The organism is Streptomyces sp. NPDC001153 (assembly GCF_053598315.1).
Window position 1 is genome coordinate 142,381 of record NZ_JBSFJZ010000015.1, and the last position, 23,860, is coordinate 166,240.

Annotated in this window: 27 protein-coding genes; 7 read left to right on the forward strand and 20 right to left on the reverse strand. The window is 70.9% G+C overall.

Annotation, left to right across the window (positions count from 1 at the left end):
• Positions 1-2: 2 nt before the first annotated feature.
• From ACWDEN_RS19245 to ACWDEN_RS19265, 5 genes are all read right to left on the reverse strand, one after another.
• Positions 3-740, reverse strand: a complete 738-nt coding sequence (locus tag ACWDEN_RS19245) for an SRPBCC family protein (RefSeq protein WP_351605000.1) — start codon at positions 738-740, stop codon at positions 3-5.
• A gap of 14 nt (positions 741-754) precedes the next feature.
• Positions 755-1,363, reverse strand: coding sequence for an ArsR/SmtB family transcription factor (locus ACWDEN_RS19250; protein WP_351604997.1), 609 nt, complete (start codon positions 1,361-1,363; stop codon positions 755-757).
• 95 nt (positions 1,364-1,458) lie between these two features.
• Complete coding sequence (locus tag ACWDEN_RS19255; RefSeq protein ID WP_450859728.1) at positions 1,459-1,947, reverse strand: DUF3618 domain-containing protein; 489 nt, start codon at positions 1,945-1,947, stop codon at positions 1,459-1,461.
• A 274-nt stretch (positions 1,948-2,221) separates the two neighbouring features.
• A complete protein-coding gene (locus ACWDEN_RS19260) occupies positions 2,222-2,917 on the reverse strand; it encodes a hypothetical protein (RefSeq protein WP_450859729.1) in 696 nt (231 codons plus the stop codon).
• Positions 2,914-3,054: a hypothetical protein gene (locus ACWDEN_RS19265; RefSeq protein WP_450859730.1), complete on the reverse strand. Its 141-nt coding sequence runs from the start codon at positions 3,052-3,054 to the stop codon at positions 2,914-2,916. The genes ACWDEN_RS19260 and ACWDEN_RS19265 overlap by 4 nt, the downstream gene beginning before the upstream one ends.
• A gap of 167 nt (positions 3,055-3,221) precedes the next feature.
• Here ACWDEN_RS19265 and dapA point away from each other — a divergent pair, with 167 nt between their 5' ends.
• Positions 3,222-4,127 carry a 4-hydroxy-tetrahydrodipicolinate synthase gene (gene dapA, locus ACWDEN_RS19270; protein WP_450859731.1) on the forward strand — a complete coding sequence of 302 codons (906 nt, stop codon included), beginning with the start codon at positions 3,222-3,224 and terminating at the stop codon, positions 4,125-4,127.
• Between the two features lie 279 nt (positions 4,128-4,406).
• Here the strand turns inward: dapA and dapD are convergent, their stop codons facing one another.
• The 11 genes from dapD to ACWDEN_RS19325 all read right to left on the reverse strand — a co-directional run bounded on the left by dapD (position 4,407) and on the right by ACWDEN_RS19325 (position 13,002).
• Positions 4,407-5,393, reverse strand: coding sequence for a 2,3,4,5-tetrahydropyridine-2,6-dicarboxylate N-succinyltransferase (gene dapD / locus ACWDEN_RS19275; RefSeq protein WP_351604985.1), 987 nt, complete (start codon positions 5,391-5,393; stop codon positions 4,407-4,409).
• A gap of 28 nt (positions 5,394-5,421) precedes the next feature.
• A complete protein-coding gene (locus ACWDEN_RS19280; protein WP_450859732.1) occupies positions 5,422-5,991 on the reverse strand; it encodes a TetR/AcrR family transcriptional regulator in 570 nt (189 codons plus the stop codon).
• Entirely contained in the window at positions 5,991-6,314 is a 324-nt protein-coding gene (locus ACWDEN_RS19285; protein ID WP_351604980.1) for a DMT family transporter, read from the reverse strand. The genes ACWDEN_RS19280 and ACWDEN_RS19285 overlap by 1 nt, the downstream gene beginning before the upstream one ends.
• Before the next feature lie 141 nt (positions 6,315-6,455).
• The gene (locus ACWDEN_RS19290) at positions 6,456-6,788 is read right to left on the reverse strand and encodes a metal-sulfur cluster assembly factor (protein WP_030792219.1); all 333 of its coding nucleotides are present in this window, start codon (positions 6,786-6,788) and stop codon (positions 6,456-6,458) included.
• Positions 6,785-7,252, reverse strand: a complete 468-nt coding sequence (gene sufU, locus ACWDEN_RS19295; protein WP_450859733.1) for a Fe-S cluster assembly sulfur transfer protein SufU — start codon at positions 7,250-7,252, stop codon at positions 6,785-6,787. The genes ACWDEN_RS19290 and sufU overlap by 4 nt, the downstream gene beginning before the upstream one ends.
• A 16-nt stretch (positions 7,253-7,268) precedes the next feature.
• Entirely contained in the window at positions 7,269-8,525 is a 1,257-nt protein-coding gene (locus ACWDEN_RS19300; RefSeq protein ID WP_351604973.1) for a cysteine desulfurase, read from the reverse strand.
• Entirely contained in the window at positions 8,522-9,286 is a 765-nt protein-coding gene (sufC, locus tag ACWDEN_RS19305) for a Fe-S cluster assembly ATPase SufC (RefSeq protein WP_351604970.1), read from the reverse strand. Before sufC ends, ACWDEN_RS19300 begins: the two co-directional genes overlap by 4 nt.
• A gap of 7 nt (positions 9,287-9,293) precedes the next feature.
• Positions 9,294-9,611 carry a non-heme iron oxygenase ferredoxin subunit gene (locus ACWDEN_RS19310; protein WP_351604967.1) on the reverse strand — a complete coding sequence of 106 codons (318 nt, stop codon included), beginning with the start codon at positions 9,609-9,611 and terminating at the stop codon, positions 9,294-9,296.
• A complete protein-coding gene (gene sufD / locus ACWDEN_RS19315; RefSeq protein WP_351604964.1) occupies positions 9,608-10,792 on the reverse strand; it encodes a Fe-S cluster assembly protein SufD in 1,185 nt (394 codons plus the stop codon). The genes ACWDEN_RS19310 and sufD overlap by 4 nt, the downstream gene beginning before the upstream one ends.
• 57 nt (positions 10,793-10,849) lie before the next feature.
• A complete protein-coding gene (sufB, locus tag ACWDEN_RS19320; RefSeq protein ID WP_069781546.1) occupies positions 10,850-12,271 on the reverse strand; it encodes a Fe-S cluster assembly protein SufB in 1,422 nt (473 codons plus the stop codon).
• Positions 12,268-13,002, reverse strand: a complete 735-nt coding sequence (locus ACWDEN_RS19325) for a helix-turn-helix transcriptional regulator (protein WP_351604960.1) — start codon at positions 13,000-13,002, stop codon at positions 12,268-12,270. The genes sufB and ACWDEN_RS19325 overlap by 4 nt, the downstream gene beginning before the upstream one ends.
• Before the next feature lie 184 nt (positions 13,003-13,186).
• Here ACWDEN_RS19325 and ACWDEN_RS19330 point away from each other — a divergent pair, with 184 nt between their 5' ends.
• From ACWDEN_RS19330 to ACWDEN_RS19345, 4 genes are read left to right on the forward strand one after another with little or no spacing between them, the layout of a single operon-like run.
• Positions 13,187-13,981, forward strand: coding sequence for an aminoglycoside N(3)-acetyltransferase (locus ACWDEN_RS19330; protein ID WP_450859734.1), 795 nt, complete (start codon positions 13,187-13,189; stop codon positions 13,979-13,981).
• A 53-nt stretch (positions 13,982-14,034) separates the two neighbouring features.
• Positions 14,035-14,958 (forward strand): ABC transporter ATP-binding protein, encoded by a 924-nt coding sequence (locus ACWDEN_RS19335; protein WP_351604955.1) that lies wholly within the window; start codon positions 14,035-14,037, stop codon positions 14,956-14,958.
• A 53-nt stretch (positions 14,959-15,011) separates the two neighbouring features.
• On the forward strand, positions 15,012-15,743 hold the full coding sequence (locus tag ACWDEN_RS19340; protein ID WP_450859746.1) for an ABC transporter permease: 732 nt from the start codon (positions 15,012-15,014) through the stop codon (positions 15,741-15,743).
• 48 nt (positions 15,744-15,791) lie between these two features.
• Complete coding sequence (locus tag ACWDEN_RS19345) at positions 15,792-16,802, forward strand: COX15/CtaA family protein (RefSeq protein WP_450859747.1); 1,011 nt, start codon at positions 15,792-15,794, stop codon at positions 16,800-16,802.
• Between the two features lies 1 nt (position 16,803).
• Here ACWDEN_RS19345 and ACWDEN_RS19350 read toward each other — a convergent pair whose 3' ends face one another.
• The 4 genes from ACWDEN_RS19350 to ACWDEN_RS19365 form a co-directional block, all read right to left on the reverse strand.
• On the reverse strand, positions 16,804-17,544 hold the full coding sequence (locus tag ACWDEN_RS19350) for an aminoglycoside adenylyltransferase domain-containing protein (protein ID WP_450859735.1): 741 nt from the start codon (positions 17,542-17,544) through the stop codon (positions 16,804-16,806).
• A gap of 18 nt (positions 17,545-17,562) precedes the next feature.
• Positions 17,563-18,669, reverse strand: coding sequence for an amidohydrolase family protein (locus tag ACWDEN_RS19355; RefSeq protein WP_351604951.1), 1,107 nt, complete (start codon positions 18,667-18,669; stop codon positions 17,563-17,565).
• Between the two features lie 225 nt (positions 18,670-18,894).
• Positions 18,895-19,215, reverse strand: coding sequence for a hypothetical protein (locus ACWDEN_RS19360; RefSeq protein ID WP_450859736.1), 321 nt, complete (start codon positions 19,213-19,215; stop codon positions 18,895-18,897).
• A 69-nt stretch (positions 19,216-19,284) separates the two neighbouring features.
• Positions 19,285-20,241, reverse strand: a complete 957-nt coding sequence (locus tag ACWDEN_RS19365; RefSeq protein WP_450859748.1) for a heme o synthase — start codon at positions 20,239-20,241, stop codon at positions 19,285-19,287.
• 378 nt (positions 20,242-20,619) lie between these two features.
• Between ACWDEN_RS19365 and tkt the strand changes: the two genes are divergently transcribed.
• Positions 20,620-22,707 (forward strand): transketolase, encoded by a 2,088-nt coding sequence (gene tkt, locus ACWDEN_RS19370; RefSeq protein ID WP_351604942.1) that lies wholly within the window; start codon positions 20,620-20,622, stop codon positions 22,705-22,707.
• Between the two features lie 33 nt (positions 22,708-22,740).
• Positions 22,741-23,859, forward strand: a complete 1,119-nt coding sequence (gene tal / locus ACWDEN_RS19375; protein WP_351604940.1) for a transaldolase — start codon at positions 22,741-22,743, stop codon at positions 23,857-23,859.
• Position 23,860: the final 1 nt, after the last annotated feature.

Genomic DNA, 23,860 nt, shown 5'->3' on the forward strand with positions numbered 1-23,860 from the left:
GTTCAGGACTGGCTGAACACCCCGTTCAGCCAGTCCTGCCAGGCGCTCTCGTTCGCCTCGGCGTCGGCGTCCGGCGCGAAGTCGTGGATGCTGATGCCGAGGGGGGCGCCCCAGTGGCCGCGCCCGAAGAAGCGGATGAGCGCGCCGTCGGTGCGCAGCCCGATGAAGTACGGGTTGCGGTAGTCGAGTACGGCGTCCAGGGTCCGCCCGCCGGGTCCCCGCACGCCGGTCTTCGTCCCCGCCGCCGTGTCGTCCGCCAGGCCGAGGGCGTGCCCGACGGCGGCCAGCGCCCTCGGGTTCTGCGAGGCGGCGGGGCCCTGCAGCTGGGCGAAGACGACCGGGCGGGGTGCGAAGTGCGTCAGGTACTCGCACAGGGTGTGCAGATAGAAGTTGGTGTGCTTGCTCGCGCCGTCGTACTGGTTGTTCCAGTCGTCCGTGAAGATGCCGCTGTGGACATAGCGCACCCAGGCGCGGCGGCCCTCGTCGCGGGGCTCGATGGTGTAGTCGAGCTGGTTGGCGGTCTGGGTCGGGAAGCCGACGTCCTCGCTGCGGTTGGTGTAGCGGTGGGGCGGGTCCCAGGCGGTGACGGTGGATCCGAAGGGGCCCTTGCCGCCCTCCCTGGGCTCGGGCGGGTCCATGGGCCACAGATAGCCACCGGTGCCGGTGGTGACGGCCTCCCAGACCTTCTCGGGCGGGACGTCGACCTCGAACTCGCGGACGATCTCGAATTCCTTGGACATGGCGGGGCTCTTTCTCACTGATCCAGTGCGGGGGCGGGCTGTTCCTTGACCGTGGGATGGAGGGCGACGACGATCCGGTGATCCCTGCCGCCCTCGGCATCCGGGGCGTCGTACTTGCGGATCAAGGCGCTCACGCCCGCCGTCAGCTCCTGCACGAAGGCCGCGCGGTCGGCGGCGGAGGCGAACCGGACCTGGCCGTCGAGGGCATAGGTCGCCAGCCGCTTCCTGGCCTTGGCGGCGCCGGTGATCAGCGCGCCGACGTCCCGCACCAGGCGGGCGCCGAGCGCGAGCAGCCAGCGCGCGGAGAGCTGGTCGCGGAAGCGGTCCGGGTCCGGCTGCACGGCGGGCAGGGCGGCCGGCGAGATGACGTACGACGCGGCGGTCGCGCGCATCAGCCGCTCGGTGACATTGCCCTTGCGGCGCTCTCCGGCCAGCTCGACCAGGCCGTGCCGCTCCAGCGCCTTGAGGTGGTAGTTCACCTTCTGCCGGGGCAGTCCGACCTTGCCGGCCAGCATCGCCGCCGACGCGGGCTCGGCGGCCAGCTCGGCGAGCAGCCGGGCCCGGATGGGGTCCAGCGACACGGCCGCCGCCTCGGGGTCCTCGATCACGGTCACGTCCAGCATGCGCCCACCCTCGCACCGAAAAATTATTTTGTCCAGACGGATCTGATCTTCGGTACGAGGGTGATGTCGAGCCACCGCCGCTCGGGCGGTCGATCTCAGTGGCGCCGCCTGCGCCGGGCGACGCCCGCCGCCACCGCGGCCGCGCCCAGCACGCCCACGGCGAGAACCGGCCCCGGATGACGTCCGGCCCGTTCCTGCACCACGTGCCCGGCGCGACTCGCCCGGCCCTGCGCCGTATGCCCGGCCTGCACGGCCCGCCCCTGCAGCGCGTGCCCCACCTGTGTGGCCTTGCCCTGCACCGTGTGACCCGCCCGGGCCGCCCTGCCCTGCACGACGTGACCGGCCTTGGCGGCCCTGTCCTGCATGCCGTGGCCGGCGTGGGCCGCGCTCACCCGCAGCTGTACGGTCATGGCGCCGGCCTTGTCCCTCAGGTCGGCGGCCCGCACCCGTGCCCGGCCCTTCACATCGGCCTTGCCGACCAACTGCGCGACGGTGTGGCCGAGTTGGTGCCTGGTGTGCTCGATCTGCTGCCGCAGCTCGTCGGGACCCTTGGCGCCCGAGCCGTGCGGAATCCTGTGCTTCATCGGTGTGCCCTTTCCCTGATCGCTGGAGCGCTGAGCGTGATGCCTCCTGAGGTCGCGCACGGCGGGGAGGGGTCGTGGCGAGCAGTGTCCGCCCGCGGCGGGCGGCGAAACCTCCCCGCACCACGCGACGAACAGCCCGCCGGACCGAGGACGGACACCGCCTGGCGCGGCACCGACTCACAACCCACCGTAGGCGCGACCCCGGCCACGACGCACCCGCACGGGCCGCCGCAGGCATCCGCACCCAACACCCGGGTACCCGGCCCGAAGCCCGTCAGCCCCGCTCCGCGCTCCCGTTCCCGCGCTCACCCAGCCGCGCGAGCTGGCTCTGGAACCAGTCGAGCCGAGCCTGCAACAGCGCGGCCTCCGCGACGAGTTCGGGCACGCCCGGCTCTGCGCCGTACGCCAACTCGGCGGACGGGAGTGCCGTACCGCCGCCCCGCGCCGCGACCCGCAGCCCCTGCCCGGCCAGCCCGGCGAAGCCGGCGAGCGAGACGGACGCACTGCCGCGCACACAGTCGCCGCAGACGGGGGCGAGGGCCCGCCAGCCGGGTCTGCCCCAGCCGGCGTCGGCGAGCGCGACGGCGGTGGCGCCGCAGGCGCACGGTCCCGCGGTGGCCGTGCGCACCCGCTGCCGGGCGTAGCGGAAGCCGCGCTCGAAGCGGATGTAGGCGCCGAGCACGGAGACCTCCAGGAGCAGGGCGGTGCGGTGCTCGGCGGTGCACAGCATGGCCTCGGCGGCACCGCGGTCGTGGACGCAGTGGAAGCCGCAGTCGCACAGCCGGGCCGGCGGGCGGTGCCGGCGGCCGTAGACGCAGGAGGCGTCGTCGAGTACGGCGTACGGCAGCGCGCCGCCGAGCGAGACACCGGTGAACCCGGCCCGGGTGCCGTCCTGGGACAGCACCGGGTGGGCGATCTTGTATCCGGTCGGCGGCTCCGTCGGGCGTTCCGCCGGGAGCCGGAGCCTCATCGGGCGGCCGGGACCTCTTCGCGGGCCGGCTCGGCCGGTTCGGTGCGGGCGGTCTCCTCGGGGAGCGGGGTCTGCTCCTCGTCGACGAGCGGCCGCTCCTCGGCGACTCCCGTGGCCAGTGCCTTGCCGAGCTTCATGGTGCCTCCCATGACGAACGTCGGTGACCCTCCGGCCATAGTGACCCATGAGGGGCCGAGTTGGACACAGGACCTTCGGCCGCCGCCCCGACGCATCAGCAATACTTAGCGATACCTCGTAGAAGAATTAAGTAGAGCTTCACGGATGCGGCGCCGAGACTACTCCCATGAGGACCTCACGCACCACCGCCGTCCGCCCCTTCGGCCGCGCTCTCTGCGCGATGATCACGCCGTTCACCGAGGAGGGAGCCCTCGACCTGGACGGTGCCCGGAAGCTGGCCGCGTGGCTGGTGGCCGAGGGCTGCGACGGTCTGGTGCTGAACGGCACCACGGGCGAATCGCCCACCACCACGGACGCGGAGAAGGCGGAGCTGGTCGCGGCCGTACGGGAGGCGGTCGGCGAGGGGGTGCCCCTGGTCGCGGGCGTGGGCAGCGCGGACACCCGGCACACCGTCGAGCTGGCCCTGGCGGCCGGGCGGGCGGGCGCCGACGGCGTGCTGGTGGTGACTCCGTACTACAGCAGGCCGCCCCAGCAGGCGGTGGAGGCGCACTTCCGCGCGGTCGCCGACGCGAGTGAGCTGCCCGTGATGCTGTACGACATTCCGGGCCGCACCGGTACCCGGATCGAGCCGGAGACGATGATCCGCCTCGCCGGGCATCCGCGGATCGTGGCCGTCAAGGACTGCTCCTACGATTTCCTCGGCGCCCAGAAGGTGCTGGCAGGCACGGACCTGGCGTTCTACGCGGGCTGCGACGAGCATATGCTGGCGCTGTACGCGGTCGGCGCGGCGGGCTGCGTGAGCACGGTCGCGAACGCCGTACCCGGCCGGATCGCCGCGATCCTCGACGCCTTCGACGCGGGCGACACCGCCCGGGCGACCGAACTCCAGCTGCGCGCCACGCCGTTGATCGAGGCGATGATGGGCGCGGGCCTGCCCGGCACGGTCACCGCCAAGGCCCTCCTCGCCCGGCTCGGCCTGCCCGCGGGCCCGGTGCGCGCACCGCTGCTGCCCGCGGGCCGGGAGGCGGCCGACGGGCTGCTGGCGCGGTACGAGGAACTGACGACCGCCTGATCAGCGCCCGGGCCGGCTTCGGCGCGCCCCGAAGGCGCGCGGCGAACCGCGCGACCAACCACGACGGCACCGCAGACTCCTGACGGCACATCACGGCACATCCGGCGGAACGCTGAGGCCGGGCTGCCCGAATCGCCGCACGTCGACGCCGGCGCGGGCCTGTTCGCCGAGGGCACGGACGGCGTGCGCTTCGCGGCGCTGCGGGCGTCCGCGGCGGCTCCGCCGGCCTGACGGAGCGCCCATCACCGCGCGGCGAAGGGCGCTCCGAGGGCGTTGCGGTCAGTTGTGGCTGTGCAGGATGTCGTTCAGGCCGCCCCAGACCGCGTTGTTCGGGCGGGCCTCGACCGTGCCGGTGACCGAGTTGCGGCGGAAGAGGATGTTGGAGGCGCCGTTCAGCTCGCGGGCCTTGACGATCTGGCCGTCGGGCATGGTGATCCGGGTGCCCGCGGTGATGTAGAGGCCGGCCTCGACCACGCACTCGTCGCCGAGGGCGATGCCGACGCCCGCCTCGGCGCCGATCAGGCAGCGCTCGCCGATGGAGATGATCACGTTGCCGCCGCCGGACAGGGTGCCCATGGTGGAGGCGCCGCCGCCGATGTCGGAGCCGTTGCCGACCACGACGCCCGCGGAGATCCGGCCCTCGACCATCGAGGTGCCGAGCGTGCCGGCGTTGAAGTTGACGAAGCCCTCGTGCATGACGGTGGTGCCCTCGGCGAGGTGCGCGCCGAGGCGGACCCGGTCGGCGTCGGCGATGCGGACGCCCTTGGGGGCGACGTAGTCGGTCATGCGCGGGAACTTGTCGATCGAGGTGACCTGCAGGTGCAGGCCCTCGGCGCGGGCGTTCAGGCGCACCTTCTCGATGTCGTCGACGGCGACCGGGCCGAGCGAGGTCCAGGCGACGTTGGCGAGGTGGCCGAAGATGCCGTCCAGGCTCTGGCCGTGCGGCTTGACCAGGCGGTGCGAGAGCAGGTGCAGCCGCAGGTAGACGTCGTGCGCGTCGAGCGGCTTCTCGTCGAGGGAGGCGATGACCGTCCGGACCGCGACCACCTCGACGCCCCGGCGGGCGTCCGGGCCGACCGCCGCGGTCGCGCCGCCGCCCAGCAGCTGGGCCGCCTGCTCGGCGGTCAGCCGCTCGGTGCCGGCCGGGCCCGGCTCCGCGACCAGCTCGGGGGCCGGGAACCAGGTGTCGAGAACGGTGCCGTCGGAGGCGAGGGTGGCGAGGCCGGCGGCGACGGCGCCGGTGGTGCGGGAAGCAGAGTCGGTCATGGAAGAAAACCTAACGTGGGCGGGGTGGTCAGGGCGAACCGCGTCTCACGTGCCGGTCGCCGCTTCGGGGGATCAGCCGAGCGAGGGCGGCGCGGGCGTACTCCTCGTCGTACGAACCGCCCGTCAGCAGGACCTGGAGACAGATTCCGTCCATCAGCGCGAGCAGGGCCCGGGCGGTGAGCGGGTCCGTGCGGCGGGCCAGCAGTGCCGCCGCCTGATCGGTCCACTCGGCGGCGACGGGGCGCAGGGCGGGCCGGCGCAGGGCCGCCAGATACAGCTCGTACTCCAGCTCCACGCCCGTGCGCTCGCCGCCCAGCCACACGCCGAGCGCGCGGGCGAGGTCGGCGGCGAGATCGCCCTCGCCGTTCTCCGGCAGCCGCTCGGCCAGCACCCGGCCGAAGTTCTCGTTGGTCTGCCGCAGCGCGGCCACCATCAGCTCTTCCAGGGTGGCGAAGTGGTACGTCGTGGAGCCGAGCGGGACGTCCGCCTCGGCGGCGACCGAGCGGTGGCTGAGGCCTGCGATGCCGTCCCGGCCGACCACGCGGATCGCCGCGTCGACGATGCGCCGGCGCCGGTCGGGGTCGTAGCGGCGGGGCATCAGTGGCTCGCCCCGCCGAGGTTCAGCACGACCACTCCCCCGATGATCAGCAGGATCCCGCCGACCTTGGCGACGCCCAGCCCCTCCCCGAACAGCAGCAGGCCGAGCAGGGCGATGACCGCCGTGCCGACCCCGGACCAGATCGCGTACGCCGTGCCGATCTGGACGGTCTTCAGCGTCTGGGCGAGCAGCGCGAAGGAGACGAGGTAGCCCAGAGCCGTCACGAGCGAGGGCCAGAACCGGCTGAACCCCTCGCTGTACTTCATCGCCGTCGTCGCGGCGACCTCGGCGGCTATGGCGCCGGCGAGTGTCAGGTATCCCATGTGTACAAGCGTACACAACGTTGCGTACGGTCGTACACAACGGGGAGGTCCCGGCGGAGACCGCCGGCCATCAGCCCGCGGCGCCGGTGAACGACGAAGGGGCCACGGCACATGGCCGTGGCCCCTTCCACCGACTCGGTGTCAGACGTTGAACCCGAGCGCCCGGAGCTGCTCGCGGCCGTCGTCCGTGATCTTGTCGGGGCCCCACGGGGGCATCCAGACCCAGTTGATGCGCAGTTCGTTGACGAGGCCGTCCGTGGCGGACTTGGCCTGGTCCTCGATGACGTCCGTCAGCGGGCACGCCGCCGAGGTGAGGGTCATGTCGACGGTCGCGATGTTGGAGTCGTCGATGTGGATGCCGTAGATCAGGCCGAGGTTGACGACGTCGATGCCCAGCTCGGGGTCGACGACGTCCATCAGGGCCTCGCGCAGCTCCTCCTCGGAGGCCGGCTTCATCTCAGCGGTGTCGGTCATGCCGTCTTCCTTTCGGCGTCGGCGCCACCCAGCGCCTGGGCCGTCGCGTCCTTCCACGCCATCCAGCTCAGGAGGGCGCACTTGACCCGCGCGGGGTACTTGGAGACACCGGCGAACGCGACCGCGTCCTCCAGGATGTCCTCCATCGCGTCGTCGGGCTCGATCCGGCCCTTGGACTGCATCAGCTCCAGGAAGGTCTCCTGGATCTTCTGCGCATCGGGCAGGTCCTTGCCGACCAGCAGCTCGTTGAGGACCGACGCGCTCGCCTGGCTGATCGAGCAGCCCTGGCCCTCGTACGAGACGTCCGCGATCGTCGTGCCGTCGTACTTCACGCGGAGGGTGATCTCGTCGCCGCACGTCGGGTTCACGTGGTGCACCTCGGCGTCGCCATCCCGCAGACCACGCCCGTGGGGGTTCTTGTAGTGGTCCAGGATGACTTCCTGGTACATCGAGTCCAACTTCACGGTGTAGACACGCCTCTCAGCCGAAGAAGTTCCGTACGTGCTCCAGCCCCTCGACCAGTGCGTCGATCTCGGCCGGCGTGGAGTACAGATAGAACGACGCTCGCGTGGTCGCAGGAATTCCGTAGCGCAGGCAGACCGGGCGCGCGCAGTGGTGGCCGACGCGAACCGCGATGCCCTGCTCGTCGAGGACCTGGCCCACGTCGTGCGGGTGGATGTCACCGAGCGTGAAGGAGATCGCGGCACCCCGGTCCTCGGCCGTGGTCGGGCCGATGATCCTCAGGTCCGGGACCTTCTGCAGACGCTGGACCGCGTACTCGGTCAGCGCGTGCTCATGGGCGAGGATCTTCTCCATGCCGATCGACTGGAGGTAGTCGATCGCCGCGCCGAGACCGACCGCCTGAGCGATCGGGGGCGTGCCCGCCTCGAACTTGTGCGGCGCCGGGGCGTAGGTGGAGGAGTGCATCGAGACGGTCTCGATCATCTCGCCGCCGCCCAGGAAGGGGGGAAGGTCCTCCAGGAGCTCCTGGCGGCCCCACAGGACGCCGATGCCCGTCGGGCCGCACATCTTGTGGCCGGTGAAGGCCACGAAGTCGGCCTGCAGGGCCTGCACGTCCAGCGGCATGTGCGGGGCGGCCTGGGAGGCGTCGATGCAGACCAGCGCGCCGACCTCCTGGGCGCGGCGCACTATCGCCTCGACCGGGTTGACGGTGCCCAGGATGTTCGACACCAGCACGAAGGAGACGATCTTCGTCTTCTCCGTGATGATCTCGTCGATGTTGGTCAGGTCCAGCCGGCCGTCGTCCGTGAGACCGAACCACTTCAGCTTCGCGCCCGTGCGCTGTGCGAGCAGCTGCCACGGCACGATGTTGGAGTGGTGCTCCATCTCCGTGATGACGATCTCGGTCTCGTGGTCCACCCGGTAGGGCTCCTCGGCCCAGCCCAGCATGTTCGCCACGAGGTTCAGCGACTCGGAGGCGTTCTTGGTGAAGATCACCTCGTCGCGGCTGGGCGCGTTGACGAACTCGGCGACCTTGTCACGCGCGCCCTCGTACAGCGCCGTGGCCTCCTCGGCGAGCACATGCACACCGCGGTGGACGTTGGCGTTGTAGCGCTCGTAGTACTCGCTCAGGGCGTCCAGTACCTGGCGCGGCTTCTGCGAGGTCGCCGCGTTGTCCAGGTACACGAGCTTCTTGCCGTCGTGGACCAGTCGGTCGAGGACGGGGAAGTCCTTGCGGATCGCCTCTGTGTCGAGGAGGCCCGGCATCTGTGTCACGCGGATACGCCACCCTTCGTGTATGCCTCGTAGCCCTCGTCCTCCAGCTTGTCGGCGAGTTCGGCACCGCCGGACTCGACGATCCGGCCGCCGGAGAAGACGTGGACGAAGTCGGGCTTGATGTAGCGCAGGATGCGCGTGTAGTGCGTGATCAGCAGGGTGCCGACCTCGCCGGTCTCGCGGACGCGGTTGACGCCCTCGGAGACGATGCGGAGCGCGTCGACGTCCAGACCGGAGTCCGTCTCGTCGAGGATCGCGACCTTCGGCTTGAGCAGCTCCAGCTGGAGGATCTCGTGGCGCTTCTTCTCACCGCCGGAGAAGCCCTCGTTGACGTTGCGCTCGGCGAAGGAGGGGTCCATGTTGAGGCGCTCCATGGTCTCCTTGACCTCCTTCACCCAGGTGCGCAGCTTGGGGGCCTCGCCACGGACGGCGGTGGCGGAGGTGCGCAGGAAGTTGGAGACCGAGACGCCGGGGACCTCGACCGGGTACTGCATCGCCAGGAACAGGCCGGCGCGGGCGCGCTCGTCGACGGACATCTCCAGGACGTCCTCGCCGTCGAGGGTGACGGTGCCGCGGGTGATCGTGTACTTCGGGTGACCCGCGAGGGAGTAGGCGAGGGTCGACTTGCCGGAGCCGTTGGGGCCCATGATGGCGTGCGTCTCGCCCTGCTTCACGGTGAGGTCTACGCCCTTGAGGATCTCCTTCGTGGCGTTGTCGGCCTCGACGGTGACGTGCAGGTCTCGGATTTCAAGCGTTGCCATGGGTGCCTCAGGACTCCTGGGTGAGGGAGACGAGAACGTCGTCCCCTTCGATCTTTACGGGGTATACGGGGACGGGGCGCGTGGCCGGGAGGCCGGACGGCTTGCCGGTGCGCAGGTCGAAGGAGGAGCCGTGCAGCCAGCACTCGATCTGGCAGTCCTCCACCTCGCCCTCGGAGAGCGAGACGTTCGCGTGGGAGCAGATGTCGTAGATCGCGAACACCTCGCCCTCGGTCTTGACGACCGAGACCGGCGTGCTGTCGATCTCCACCCGCTTCGGGGTGTCCTCCTCCAGCTCGCTCAGCCCGCAGACGCGTACGAAGGTCATGCGACCGAAGCCTCCAGCTCCTCCTCGATCTTGGCGAGCAGGCGCTCCTCGATGTCGGCGACACCGATCTGCTGGACCAGTTCGGCGAAGAAGCCGCGGACCACCAGGCGGCGGGCCTCGTGCTGCGGGATGCCGCGGGCCATCAGGTAGAAGAGCTGCTCGTCGTCGAAGCGGCCGGTCGCGGAGGCGTGGCCGGCGCCGACGATCTCGCCGGTCTCGATCTCCAGGTTCGGCACCGAGTCGACGCGCGCGCCGTCCGTGAGGACCAGGTTGCGGTTCATCTCGTAGGTGTCCGTGCCCTCGGCCTTGGCCTCGATGAGCACGTCGCCGATCCAGACCGCGTGCGCGTCGTCGCCCTGGAGCGCGCCCTTGTAGACGACGTTCGACTTGCAGTGCGGGGTGTTGTGGGTGACCAGCAGGCGGTGCTCCTGGTGCTGCCCGGCGTCGGTGAAGTACAGGCCGAACAGCTCGGCCTCGCCACCGGGGCCGGCGTAGGTCACGCGCGGGTGCACGCGGACCACGTCACCGCCGAAGGTGACGACCACGGACTTGAAGGAGGCGTCCCGGCCGACCAGCGCGTTGTGCTGGGCCACGTGCACGGCCTTGTCGTCCCAGTCCTGCACGGAGACGACGGTCAGCTTGGCGCCGTCGCCCAGGATGTAGTCGACGTTGGCGGCGAGCACGACGTCACCGGTGTGGTCGATGACCACGACGGCCTCGGCGAAGGCGCCCAGCTCGATCACCTGGTGGGCGAAGGCGACCCCGCCCTCGCCGTGCGCGGCGATCCGGATCGGCTCGGTGAGCACCGTCTCCTTGGGGACGGTGACCACGCCGGCCTTCTCGAACGCCGAGTACGCCTGGGCGGCGACGCGGTCCACCGGGGTGCCGGCCCTGCCGAGGCGCGCGTCCTCGCGGCCGACGGTCTCGACGACGACGCCCTCGGGGGCCTCGACGGTGACCTTCACGCCGTCGCCGGTGGCGACCGCGGTGCCGTCGTGCAGCCCGCGCAGCCGCTCCAGCGGGGTGAACCGCCACTCCTCCTCGCGGCCGTGCGGGACCGGGAAGTCCGACACGTCGAAGGACGGGGGCGCGCTCATGCGCGAGACGACGGTCGACTCGGCGGCGACCGCGATCTGGCCGGCGGTGGTGGAGCCCACCGGGATGTTCTGAGCCTCAGCCATGGCTGTCGTAGTGCTCGCTTTCTGAGTAAGACGTGTGCTGACCGATGGGGCGGGCCTTTAGCCGACCGCGCCTTCCATCTGCAGCTCGATCAGCCGGTTGAGCTCAAGGGCGTACTCCATGGGCAGCTCCTTGGCGATCGGCTCGACGAAGCCGCGCACGATCATCGCCATCGCCTCGAACTCGGTCAGACCGCGGCTCATCAGGTAGAAGAGCTGGTCCTCGGAGACCTTGGAGACGGTCGCCTCGTGGCCCATGGACACGTCGTCCTCGCGGACGTCGACGTAGGGGTACGTGTCGGAGCGGGAGATGGTGTCGACCAGCAGCGCGTCGCACAGCACGTTGGACTTCGACCCGGCGGCACCCTCGCCGATCTCGACCAGGCCGCGGTACGAGGTACGGCCGCCACCGCGGGCCACCGACTTGGAGACGATGTTGGACGAGGTGTTCGGGGCCATGTGGACCATCTTCGAACCGGCGTCCTGGTGCTGGCCCTCGCCCGCGAAGGCGATGGAGAGGGTCTCGCCCTTGGCGTGCTCGCCCATCAGGTAGACGGCCGGGTACTTCATCGTCACCTTGGAGCCGATGTTGCCGTCGATCCACTCCATGGTCGCGCCCTCGTAGGCCACGGCGCGCTTGGTGACCAGGTTGTAGACGTTGTTCGACCAGTTCTGGATGGTCGTGTAGCGGCAGCGGGCGTTCTTCTTGACGATGATCTCGACGACCGCGGAGTGCAGCGAGTCCGACTTGTAGATCGGGGCCGTACAACCCTCGACGTAGTGCACGTAGGCACCCTCGTCGACGATGATCAGGGTCCGCTCGAACTGGCCCATGTTCTCCGTGTTGATGCGGAAGTAGGCCTGGAGCGGGATCTCGACGTGCACGCCCTTCGGGACGTAGATGAAGGAGCCGCCGGACCACACAGCGGTGTTCAGCGCGGCGAACTTGTTGTCACCGGCGGGGATGACGGTGCCGAAGTACTCCTTGAAGAGCTCCGGGTGCTCCTTCAGGGCGGTGTCGGTGTCGAGGAAGATGACGCCCTGCTCCTCCAGGTCCTCGCGGATCTGGTGGTAGACGACCTCCGACTCGTACTGGGCGGCGACGCCGGCGACCAGGCGCTGCTTCTCGGCCTCCGGGATGCCCAGCTTGTCGTAGGTGTTCTTGATGTCCTCGGGCAGGTCCTCCCAGGACTCCGCCTGCTTCTCCGTGGAGCGCACGAAGTACTTGATGTTGTCGAAGTCGATGCCCGAGAGGTCGGAGCCCCAGTTCGGCATCGGCTTCTTCTCGAAGAGCTTCAGGCCCTTCAGGCGCAGCTTGGTCATCCACTCCGGCTCCGACTTCTTGCCGGAGATGTCGCGGACGACCTCCTCGTTCAGGCCGCGCCTGGCGGAGGCACCGGCCACGTCGGAGTCGGCCCAGCCGTATTCGTACTTGCCCAGGCCCTCGAGTTCGGGGTGGGCAGTCTCCGTGGGGAGAGTCATGCGGGGTTCCTCCCGGCCGTGCTTGCAGGTGCGTCAGTGGATGTCTTGGGGATGAACGTCGTGCAGACGCCGTCGCCGTGCGCGATGGTCGCCAGTCGCTGGACGTGGGTACCCAGCAGCTCGGCGAAGATCTCCGTCTCCGCCTCGCACAGCTGCGGGAACTGCTCCGCGACATGAGCGACCGGGCAGTGGTGCTGGCACAGCTGCTCGCCGACCGGTGCGCTGCGTGCCGTAGCAGCGTACCCGTCCACGCTCAAGGCCTTGGCCAGGGCTTCGGCGCGCTTGTCCGGCGTGACCGCCTCGATCGCCTTGCGGTACGCGCTCGCCTGGGCGGCGATCCGGGCACGGGCGAAGGCCGCGACCGCCTCGGGGCCCCCGCCCTGCTCGGCGATCCAGCGGAGCGCGTCCGCGGCGAGCTTGTCGTACGACTGGTCGAAGGCGTCCCGGCCGCAGTCGGTCAGCGCGAAGACCTTGGCGGGGCGGCCGCGCGTGCGCGTGCCGTACACGCGCTGTTCGCGGGCCTCCACGACGTCGTCGGCGACCAGTGCGTCCAGGTGGCGCCGGACGGCCGCCTGGGTCAGTCCCAGCCGGCCGGCGAGTTCGGCGACGGTGGACGGGCCGTGATCCAGGATGGAGCGCGCGACGCGGTTGCGCGTGGAGCGCTCACCGGTCGCGAGTTCCTCCTGCGGGGCCCCCAGGGGGGTCTCCCGAGCCTCGCCGACGTTTTTCACAACGCCATTGTTGCGTAATTCCGCGGAGCCTGACAAGCGCCGTCCGGATCATCGAGCGGTGCCCTGCGTCACTTAGGCATACCTAATCCGACCTGCGGAAACGATCTTTGATCGATCATCCGGCGAGGCCCTGAGCAGGCAATTCGGTGGCGGCGGGCGGGTCCGTCCGGAAGACTCGCGAACCATGCCGACACCCCCTCCGACCGGCCCTCTTGTCACCCGCGACATCCTCGCCGCACAGCTACGCCTTCTGGGTGTCGAGACCGGTGAAACCCTGCTCGTCCACTCCTCGCTCAGCTCTCTCGGCTGGGTGAACGGCGGAACCGTCGCGGTCGTCCAGGGACTGCTCGACGCCCTCGGCCCCTCGGGCACGCTCGTCGTCCCCGCCCAGTCGGCCGACCTGTCGGACCCCGCGCTGTGGTGCAGGCCGCCCGTGCCCCGGGAGTGGTGGGACCGCATCCGGGCCACCATGCCGCCGTACGACCCGCTGATCACCCCCACGCGCGGGGTCGGCGTGATCCCCGAGACCGTACGGACCTGGCCGGGCGCCCTGCGCAGCGCGCACCCGCACACCTCGTTCGCGGCCCTCGGCCCCCGCGCGCGGGAGATCACCGACGGCCACGCCCCCGACTGCCGACTCGGCGAGCGGAGCCCGCTGGCCCGGCTGGAGAAGCTGGGCGCCCGGGTCCTGCTGCTCGGCGCGGGCTACGACTCCTGCACCGCCTTCCACCTGGCCGAGTACCGGATACCCGCCCCGCTGGTCGAGGTCGGGCGGCCCGCTCCCGGGGGTGGCTGGGAGACGGTGGTCGAGGTGTCGATCGACTCCGACCGGTTCGACGAGCTGGGGCACGACTTCGAGCGGGACCGGACCGTCGTGCGCGGGAAGGTGGGCGCGGCGGACGCCCGGCTGTTCCCGGTGGCGGACGCGGTGGCCTACGCCGAGGGGTGGCTCCCGGTACACCGCCCCCGGGAAGAGTGAGTGCGCCTACCCGCCGGTCCGGACGGCAAGCGGTCTCCCTAGACTCTGGGACCATGCGAAGTGAGCCCGTGGTCCAGGTCCAGGCCCTGGTGAAGCGGTACGGCACGAAGACCGCGGTGGACGGCCTCGACCTGGTGGCCGAAGCGGGCGTGACCGCCGTACTCGGTCCCAACGGGGCGGGGAAGACGACGACGGTCGAGACCTGCGAGGGGTACCGGAAGCCGGATTCCGGCACGGTGCGCGTCCTGGGCCTCGACCCCGTACGCCAGTCCGCCGAGCTGCGTCCCCGTATCGGTGTGATGCTCCAGTCCGGCGGCGTGTACTCCGGCGCCCGGGCCGACGAGATGCTCAGACACGTCGCGAAGCTGCACGCGCACCCGCTGGACGTGGACGCCCTGATCGAGCGGCTGGGCCTGGGCAGCTGCGGCCGGACCGGCTACCGGCGGCTGTCCGGCGGCCAGCAGCAGCGCCTCGCGCTCGCCATGGCCGTCGTCGGGCGCCCGGAGCTGGTGTTCCTGGACGAGCCGACGGCCGGCCTGGACCCGCAGGCCCGCCGGGCCACCTGGGACCTGGTGAAGGACCTGCGCGCCGACGGGGTCTCGGTGATCCTCACCACCCACTACATGGAGGAGGCCGAGCAGCTCGCCGACGACGTGGCGGTCATCGACGGCGGCCGGGTCATCGCCCAGGGTTCCCCGGAGGAGCTGTGCAAGGGCGGCGCCGAGAACACCCTGCGCTTCACCGGCCGCCCCGGACTCGACGTGGGCTCCCTGCTGAAGGCCCTCCCGGCCGACTGCACGGCCGCCGAGCTCACCCCGGGTGCCTACCGGGTCGTCGGCAAGGTCGACCCGCAGCTGCTGGCCACCGTGACCTCCTGGTGCGCCCAGCACGGAGTGATGCCGGAGAGGATCTCGGTGGAGCGGCACACGCTGGAGGACGTCTTCCTGGAGCTGACGGGCAAGGAGCTGCGCTCGTGACGACTGCAACCGGTACATACACCCCCAAGCCGGGCGCGGCGCCCCTCCCTCGCATGATCGCGGCGCAGGCGGCGCTGGAGACGAGGATGCTGCTGCGCAACGGCGAGCAGCTGCTGCTGACCGTGGTCATCCCGACCCTGCTGCTGGTGCTCTTCAGCTCGGTGGGCATCGTGGACACCGGCAAGGGCAGGGCGGTCGACTTCCTCGCCCCGGGCATCCTGGCGCTGGCCGTGATGTCGACGGCGTTCACCGGTCAGGCCATCGCGACCGGCTTCGAGCGCCGCTACGGCGTGCTCAAGCGGCTCGCCTCCTCGCCGCTGCCCCGCTGGGGCCTGATGACCGCGAAGACCGCGTCCGTGCTGGTCACCGAGGTCCTTCAGGTGATCCTGCTGACGGTGATCGCCTTCGCGCTGGGCTGGAACCCGCACGGCGCCGGAACATTTACAAGCGTGGCCGCCGTCCTGCTCCTGCTGATCCTGGGTACGGCCGCCTTCTCCGGCCTCGGCCTGCTGATGGCGGGCACGCTGAAGGCGGAGGCGACCCTGGCCGCCGCCAACCTGGTCTTCCTGCTCCTGCTGGTCGGCGGCGGGGTCATCGTGCCGCTGGAGAAGTTCGGCCCGGCCGCACAGCACGTGCTCGGACTGCTGCCCATCTCCGCGCTCTCCGGCGGCCTGCGGGACGTGCTCCAGCACGGCACCGGGATGCCGTGGGGCGACCTGGGGATCCTCGCGGGGTGGGCGGTCGTCGGGCTGGCCGCGGCGGGCACGTTCTTCCGCTGGGAGTGAGCGGTCACGGTGGACCCTCGTGAAAGCATGCACAAGCGGCGGCCTACGATGGTGGGCGTGCCCAAGCTGAACCCCGCCGACGCCGCAGCGGCCGTGCGCAACCCGCTCGCCTTCATCGCCGAACGCTGGACCCCCTCCCCCCGGACGGTCCGGCGGGCGGCCCTCGCCGCGCTCGTGATGTCGGTGGTCATCGTCGTCACCGGCGGCGCCGTCCGCCTGACCGGCTCCGGCCTCGGCTGCCCGACCTGGCCCGAGTGCACCGACGGCTCCCTCACGCCGACGACCGCGCTGAGCTACCACAGCGCGATCGAGTTCGGCAATCGCATGCTGACGTACGTGCTGTGCGCCGCGGTCGGCTGGGCGATCATCGCCGCCCGCTCCGAGAAGCCGTACCGGCGCAGCCTGACCCGGCTGGGCTGGGCGCAGTTCTGGCTGGTGATGAGCAACGCGATCCTCGGCGGCATCGTGGTGCTCGTGGGCCTCAACCCGTACACCGTCGCGGCCCACTTCCTGCTGGCGACGGCCCTGACCACCGTCGCCGCGGTGATGTGGCAGCGCACCCGCGAGGGCGACGGCGCGCCCCGGCCGCTGACCGGCAAGGCCGTGGAACAGCTGGTGTGGTTCCTGGTGGCGGCGTCCCTGCTGCTCATCGCGGTCGGCACGGTGGTGACCGGGGCCGGGCCGCACGCGGGTGACTCCAGCGACGTCAAGCGAATCCCCATCGACTGGGAGACCGTGGCCAAGCTGCACGCGGTGCTCGCCTGGATCGTGGTGACGCTGACGTTCGCGCTGTGGTTCGTGCTGAAGGCGGTGGACGCGCCGAAGGGGCCGCTCGCCCGCACCCGCGATCTGTTCCTGATCCTGCTCGGCCAGGGTGTGATCGGTTACGTGCAGTACTTCACCCACCTGCCCGAGTTGCTGGTGGGCCTGCACATGCTCGGCTCGTGCCTGGTGTGGATCGGCGTCCTGCGCGTCCTGCTGGCCCTGCGCGAACGCCCGGAGGCCGCCCTGGAACTGCCCGGCCCCTCGGCCGAGGCGACGGTGGGCACGCGCGCGTGAGTCACCCGTAGGCGGTGACCAGCGCGTCGATCGCCGGGCCGAGGTAGGCGCGGGTCAGCTCGGCGCGGCGGTCGCGCCAGTCCTGGGCCGCCGGGGCGGGGTCGTCGTCGTAGCGCCGACGGGCGATGTCCTCGACGACCTCGACAGGAGCGCCGAGCGCCGGGAGTTCGGCGAGCGCCTCCCGCTTGGAGACCAGCCGCCCGTCGCGCAGGGTCACGGTGGCCCGGGCGAAGGTGAGCAGGCCCAGGTCCACCCACACGTCCTGCCGCCACAGCCGAGCCTTGTCCACCGCCGGGCGCCAGTGGTCCCGCTGGTCCCGTACGGCGAAGTCGTGCAGCTGCCGCTCCGGCACCGGCGGGAGCAGTCCGGCCGGGGATCCGCCGTACAGCACCCGCCCGAAGTCGTGCAGCTCGCGCCGGGTGACGGGGGTGACCGGGCGGCGCAGCACGCGTCCGTGGGCCCAGGTGAGGTGCGAGCGGTCCGGGTCGCCCAGGGTGGCCGGGGTGACATAGCTGCAGTGGAGTTTCGGGGCGAGGGGTTCGGCCCGCAGCCGCCGGTGCAGGGCCACCACCCGCCGTACGCTCCCGAGGCGCACCGGGCCCGGCAGTACGGCGATCAGGTCCAGGTCGCTGCGGCCTTCCTGATAGTCACCGCCGGCCAGCGAGCCGTGGGCCCATACCGCGCGGGGCCGTAGCGGCGTGAGTCCGTCGAGGAACCGGTCGAGCAGCGATGTGGTCGGCATCCGCCCAGTCTGGACAGCTCACTCCAGCCCGTACACCCGGCGCGCGTTGTCCGCCGCGACCATCCGGGCCACCCGCTGAGCGTCCTCCAGACACCAGGCGCCCTCGGCGACCCAGGTGCCCAGGACCCGGCCCAGGGCCTCGCGGAACAGCCGGGCGCCCACGACGTGCAACTCGGGCAGGCCGTGCGCGCCCGTGGAGAAGAGGATCTTGCCGAACGGGGCCAGCTCCAGGATCTCGGCGAGCACGGTGGCCGCGCGGGCTCCGGTGCGCACGAGTGCGGCGCCGGAGTCGGTGTAGACGTGCGGGAAGACCCCGGCCAGATGGGCGGCGTGCCGGTGGTACGGGTAGCCGTGCAGCAGGATCAGGTCCGTGCCGAGGCCGGCCGTGGCCCGCACGAAGTCGGTGAGCAGCACGGGGTCCGTACGGTCGATGCGGGAGCTCGGCTCGCCGAGCCCGGCGTGCAGCTGGAGCGGGCGGCCGGAGGCCACGGCGATCCACAGCAGGTGCCGGAGCAGCACGGGGTCGGTGAGCGGCCCGCCGACCCGCCGCCCGGCCAGCCAGCGGCCCGCCGCGCCCCGCACCTCCCCCGGCCCCGGCGGCTCGGGCGCGAGCGCCAGGCCGTGCCCCAGCCCCGCGACGGAGGTGAAGGCGACCGCGTTCGCGGCGGCGCCGTGCACCGACTCGGCGAGGTTGGCGAGGAAGGACTCGACGGTGCCGGAGGTGTCGGCGACCTGCTCCGCGAGCTGCTCGAGCCGGATGATCTCGTGGGCCTGGGCGGAACCGGCGGAGGCCAGCTCGGCGGGGCCGGTGAGGTCGCCGGGCAGGCCGGTGTCGACGAGGTAGGCGGTGATGCCGCTGCCGCGCAGCAGCCTGCGGCCCGTCTCCAGGACGCCCAGTTCCCGGCGCCGGGCCAGATAGCGGGCGGGCGGGCAGTGCGGCTCCAGGCCGAGCAGGGGCGGGCACCAGCGCCGTACGGCGAATCCCGTCTGGGTGTCGAAGAGGGTGGTGCCCGGTGCGGGTGGGCCCTCGGTGCGGGCGAGTTGGGCCTCGAAGGTGCCGAGGCCCAATTCCGTGCGGAGCACTCCGTGGCAGTACTGGTCCACGAGGGACGGCGTTTCGATCATCCGGACTCCCCGTCAGACGCGTGGGCGCTGCGCTGGCCCGCACGGCCTAACGGGTGAACACGGTTCGAGGTCGCGGATGAGCTCGGGGCTGCGGGTTATTTGGCGACTTCGGACCGTACGTGGCCGGTCGCTCCCCCAAATTCTCGGCTTCGCTGGAACCGGGGGGACCCCCATCGCGGCGGAGCCGCATATCGATACGGCCCCGCGCCCCTCCGGGCGCGCCGGTCAACCGCCGATCTGGATGCCGGCCATGCGCTTCCATTCGTACGAACCCGTCTTCACCTTCGCCGCGAACTCGCCGTCGAAGGACTCGTGGCGCGTGATGCCGGCCTTCTCCACCGCCTGCTCGGCGATGGCGTACGTGGGTGCGACGAGGTCGCCCCAGCCGCCGTCCTCGCCCACGAGGACGATGCGGGCGCCGCGCTCGCCGATGTAGGCCACCTGGCCCTCGGCGCCGCCGTGCGCCTTGGAGAAGGCGGTGATCTCCCGGGCGAGCTTCGCGGCCTTGCGCTCGGCCCTCGCGTCAACCTGCTGCGTGTCTGCCATGGCCAGGATGCTACTCGCGGGTAGATCAGCTGGCGAGAGCAGGTCTCTGTGACGTACGCCCGCCGTGTGTCAGCGCAGGAACGGGTCCACCGCGATCGCCACGAACAGCAGCGACACATAGGTGATCGACCAGTGGAACAGCCGCATCTCCTTCAGCTTCACGCCCGTGACCTCGGCCCTGGCCCGGTTCTGCAGCGCGTGCGCCTCCCACAGCCACCATCCGCCGGCGGCCAGCGCGACGGCCGTGTAGAACCAGCCGGTGTAGCCGAGCGGGGTGAGGAGCAGGGACACGGCGACCATCACCCAGCTGTAGATGACGATCTGCTTGGCGACGACCTTGTTGGACGCGATGACCGGCAGCATCGGCACGCCCACGCGCGCGTAGTCGTCCTTGACCTTCATGGACAGCGGCCAGTAGTGCGGCGGGGTCCAGAAGAAGATCACCATGAACAGGATGACGGGCGCCCAGGAGAGCGAGTCCGTCACGGCCGACCAGCCGATGAGCACGGGCATGCAGCCCGCGATGCCGCCCCACACGATGTTCTGCGCCGTACGCCGCTTGAGGATCATCGTGTAGACGACGACGTAGAAGAGGAGTGCCCCGAGGGAGAGCCAGGCGGACAGCCAGTTGACGGTGAAGCCGAACAGGAGCGTCGAGACGACCGCGAGGGTGATGCCGAAGGCGAGGCACTCGCGCGGGCTGACCATGCCGGTCACCAGCGGCCGCTGCGAGGTGCGGTCCATCAGGGCGTCGATGTCCCGGTCGATGTACATGTTCAGCGCGTTGGCGCCGCCCGCCGAGAGGTAGCCGCCGACGCAGGTCAGCAGGACCAGCCCGAGGTCGGGCACGCCCTGCTGCGCCAGGAACATCACCGGAACGGTGGTGATGAGCAGCAGCTCGATGATCCGCGGCTTGGTCAGCGCCACGAACGCCTTGACACGGGCCCCGAACGGCCGGTGAACCGGGCCCTGGCTCGCACCACCGAGCAAGCCCGCTGGACGGGATTCGACGGCCGTCACGCACACCCCTGACAGAGACATCCCAGCAAGCCTCCCCGTGTGAAGTCCCGGTAAAGGCTCGCGCGTACCACGCCACTTTAGACGTTGCCCATACCCCGGCCTTCGCGGGGGTGGGGTCGTGTTGGCGCACGCCCCATAAGAGGGGACCCACCCCTCGATTGAGCGCTCAGATGTCAGCGTCCGTATTCATGTGCCACATGGCTTCTCGGCCAGTCGGGAGGCGGATCCGACAGAGTCCCGGCAGTCTGGAAACACTCGAAAAAATGCACGTCCTCGCGAGGGTAGGCTCGTCAGCGGCCGGCGGGCGGCAAGCGCGCCGGCGGCCGGGTGGGGGCATGCCCCGAAGACCGGCGACCGACATGTGGAGAGGAGCCCTGACCCAGGGTGAGCACCAAGCCGACCACCACAGACCTTGAGTGGACCGAGCTGGACCAGCGGGCCGTGGACACCGCCCGTGTCCTGGCCGCCGACGCCGTACAGAAGGTCGGCAACGGCCATCCCGGTACGGCGATGAGCCTGGCCCCGGCCGCCTACACCCTCTTCCAGAAGGTGATGCGGCACGACCCGGCCGACCCGGAGTGGGTCGGGCGCGACCGCTTCGTGCTGTCCGCCGGCCACTCCTCCCTGACCCTCTACACACAGCTCTACCTGGCCGGCTTCGGCCTGGAGCTTCAGGACCTGGAGTCCTTCCGCACCTGGGGTTCGAAGACCCCGGGCCACCCGGAGTACGGGCACACCAAGGGCGTCGAGACCACCACGGGTCCGCTCGGCCAGGGTGTCGCCAACGCGGTGGGCATGGCGATGGCCGCCCGCTACGAGCGCGGTCTGTTCGACCCCGAGGCCCCGCAGGGCGAGTCGCCCTTCGACCACTTCATCTACTGCATCGCCGGTGACGGCTGCCTCCAGGAGGGCATCTCCGCCGAGGCCTCCTCGCTGGCCGGCCACCAGAAGCTCGGCAACCTGATCCTGCTGTGGGACGACAACCACATCTCGATCGAGGGCGACACCGAGACGGCCGTGTCCGAGGACACCGTCAAGCGGTACGAGGCCTACGGCTGGCATGTGCAGCGCGTGGAGGCCCAGGCCAACGGCGACCTGGACCCGGCCGCCGTCTACGACGCCGTCCAGAAGGCCAAGGCCGTCACGGACAAGCCGTCCTTCATCGCGATGCGCTCGATCATCGCCTGGCCGGCGCCCAACGCCCAGAACACCGAGGCCGCGCACGGCTCGGCGCTGGGAGCCGAAGAGGTCGCGGCCACCAAGCGCGTCCTCGGCTTCGACCCGGAGCGGTCCTTCGCCGTCGAGGACGAGGTGATCACCCACACCCGCAAGGCCCTGGAGCGCGGCGCCCAGGCGAAGGCCGAGTGGGAGAAGTCCCTGCAGCAGTGGCGCGACGACAACCCCGAGCGGGCCGCCGAGTTCGACCGCATCAGCAAGGGCGAGCTGCCCGCCGGCTGGGAGGAGAAGATCCCGGTCTTCGAGCCGGGCAAGGGCGTCGCGACGCGTGCCGCCTCCGGCAAGGTGCTGCAGGCTCTCGGCGCGGTCATCCCCGAGCTGTGGGGCGGCTCCGCCGACCTCGCCGGGTCGAACAACACGACCATCGACAAGGAGAGCTCGTTCCTGCCCGAGGGCAACCCGCTGCCCGAGGCCAAGCCGTACGGCCGCACCATCCACTTCGGCATCCGCGAGCACTCGATGGGCGCCGAGATGAACGGCATCACGCTGCACGGCAACACCCGTGTCTACGGCGGCACGTTCCTCGTCTTCTCCGACTACATGCGCAACGCGGTGCGCCTGTCGGCCCTGATGCACCTGCCGGTGACGTACGTGTGGACGCACGACTCCATCGGCCTCGGCGAGGACGGCCCCACCCACCAGCCGGTCGAGCACCTGGCCTCGCTGCGCGCGATCCCCGGTCTGAACGTCGTCCGCCCGGCGGACGCCAACGAGACCGCGATCGCCTGGCGCGAGATCCTGGGGCGCTACACCAAGGAGTTCGGCAAGGGGCAGCCGCACGGCCTCGCCCTCACCCGCCAGGGCGTGCCGGTGTACGAGCCCAACGAGGACGCGGCCAAGGGCGGCTATGTCCTGTTCGAGGCCGACGGCGGCGAGCCGCAGGTGATCCTGATCGCCACCGGTTCCGAGGTGCACGTGGCCGTGGAGGCGCGTGAGCAGCTCCAGGCCGAGGGCGTCCCGACGCGTGTCGTGTCGATGCCGTCCGTCGAGTGGTTCGAAGAGCAGGACCAGGGGTACCGGGACTCCGTGCTCCCGCCGTCCGTCAGGGCCCGTGTGGCCGTGGAGGCGGGCATCGGGCTGACCTGGTACCGCTATGTCGGGGACGCCGGCCGCATCGTTTCCCTGGAGCACTTCGGTGCTTCCGCCGATGGCAAGGTGCTCTTCCGCGAGTTCGGCTTCACTGCCGAGAATGTGGCCGCCAAGGCCCGGGAATCCCTCGCCGCCGCCCAGCGCTGACGCTCATATACGACACGTAGGAGATGTAATTCCATGACAGACGCACTCAAGCGCCTCTCCGACGAAGGCGTCGCGATCTGGCTGGACGACCTGTCGCGCAAGCGGATCACGTCCGGCAACCTCGCCGAGCTGATCGACCAGCAGCACGTCGTGGGCGTCACCACCAACCCGACGATCTTCCAGAAGGCGATCAGCAGCGGCGACGGCTACGAGCAGCAGGTCGCCGACCTGGCCGCCCGGAAGGTCACCGTCGAAGAGGCCATCCGCATGATCACCACGGCGGACGTCCGCGACGCCGCCGACATCCTGCGCCCGGTCTTCGACGCCACCGGCGGCAAGGACGGCCGGGTCTCCATCGAGGTCGACCCGCGCCTGGCGCACAACACCAGGGCCACCGTCGCCGAGGCCAAGCAGCTGGCCTGGCTGGTGGACCGCCCCAACACCCTGATCAAGATCCCGGCCACCAAGGCGGGTCTGCCGGCGATCACCGAGACGATCGGCCTCGGCATCAGCGTCAACGTCACCCTGATCTTCTCCCTGGAGCGGTACCGGGCCGTCATGGACGCCTACCTCTCGGGCCTGGAGAAGGCCAAGGAGCGCGGCCTCGACATCTCGCTGATCCACTCCGTGGCGTCCTTCTTCGTGTCCCGCGTGGACACCGAGATCGACAAGCGGCTGGACGGCATCGGCACCGACGAGGCCAAGGCGCTGCGCGGCAAGGCCGCCGTCGCCAACGCGCGCCTCGCCTACCAGGCGTACGAGGAGGTCTTCTCCTCCGACCGCTGGAGCGCGCTGGAGAACGCGGGCGCCAACAAGCAGCGTCCGCTGTGGGCGTCGACCGGCGTGAAGGACCCGGCCTACCCGGACACCCTGTACGTCACCGAGCTGGTCGCGCCGAACACGGTCAACACCATGCCGGAGGCCACGCTGGAGGCCACCGAGGACCACGGCCAGATCAGCGGCGACACCGTCGCCGGCACCTACGAGCAGGCGCGTGCCGACCTCGACGCGCTGGAGAACCTCGGCATCTCGTACGACGACGTCGTGCAGGTGCTGGAGGACGAGGGCGTCGAGAAGTTCGAGGCGTCCTGGAACGACCTGCTGAAGTCCACCCAGGCGGAGCTCGAGCGCCTCGCCCCTTCGGAGGGCTGAC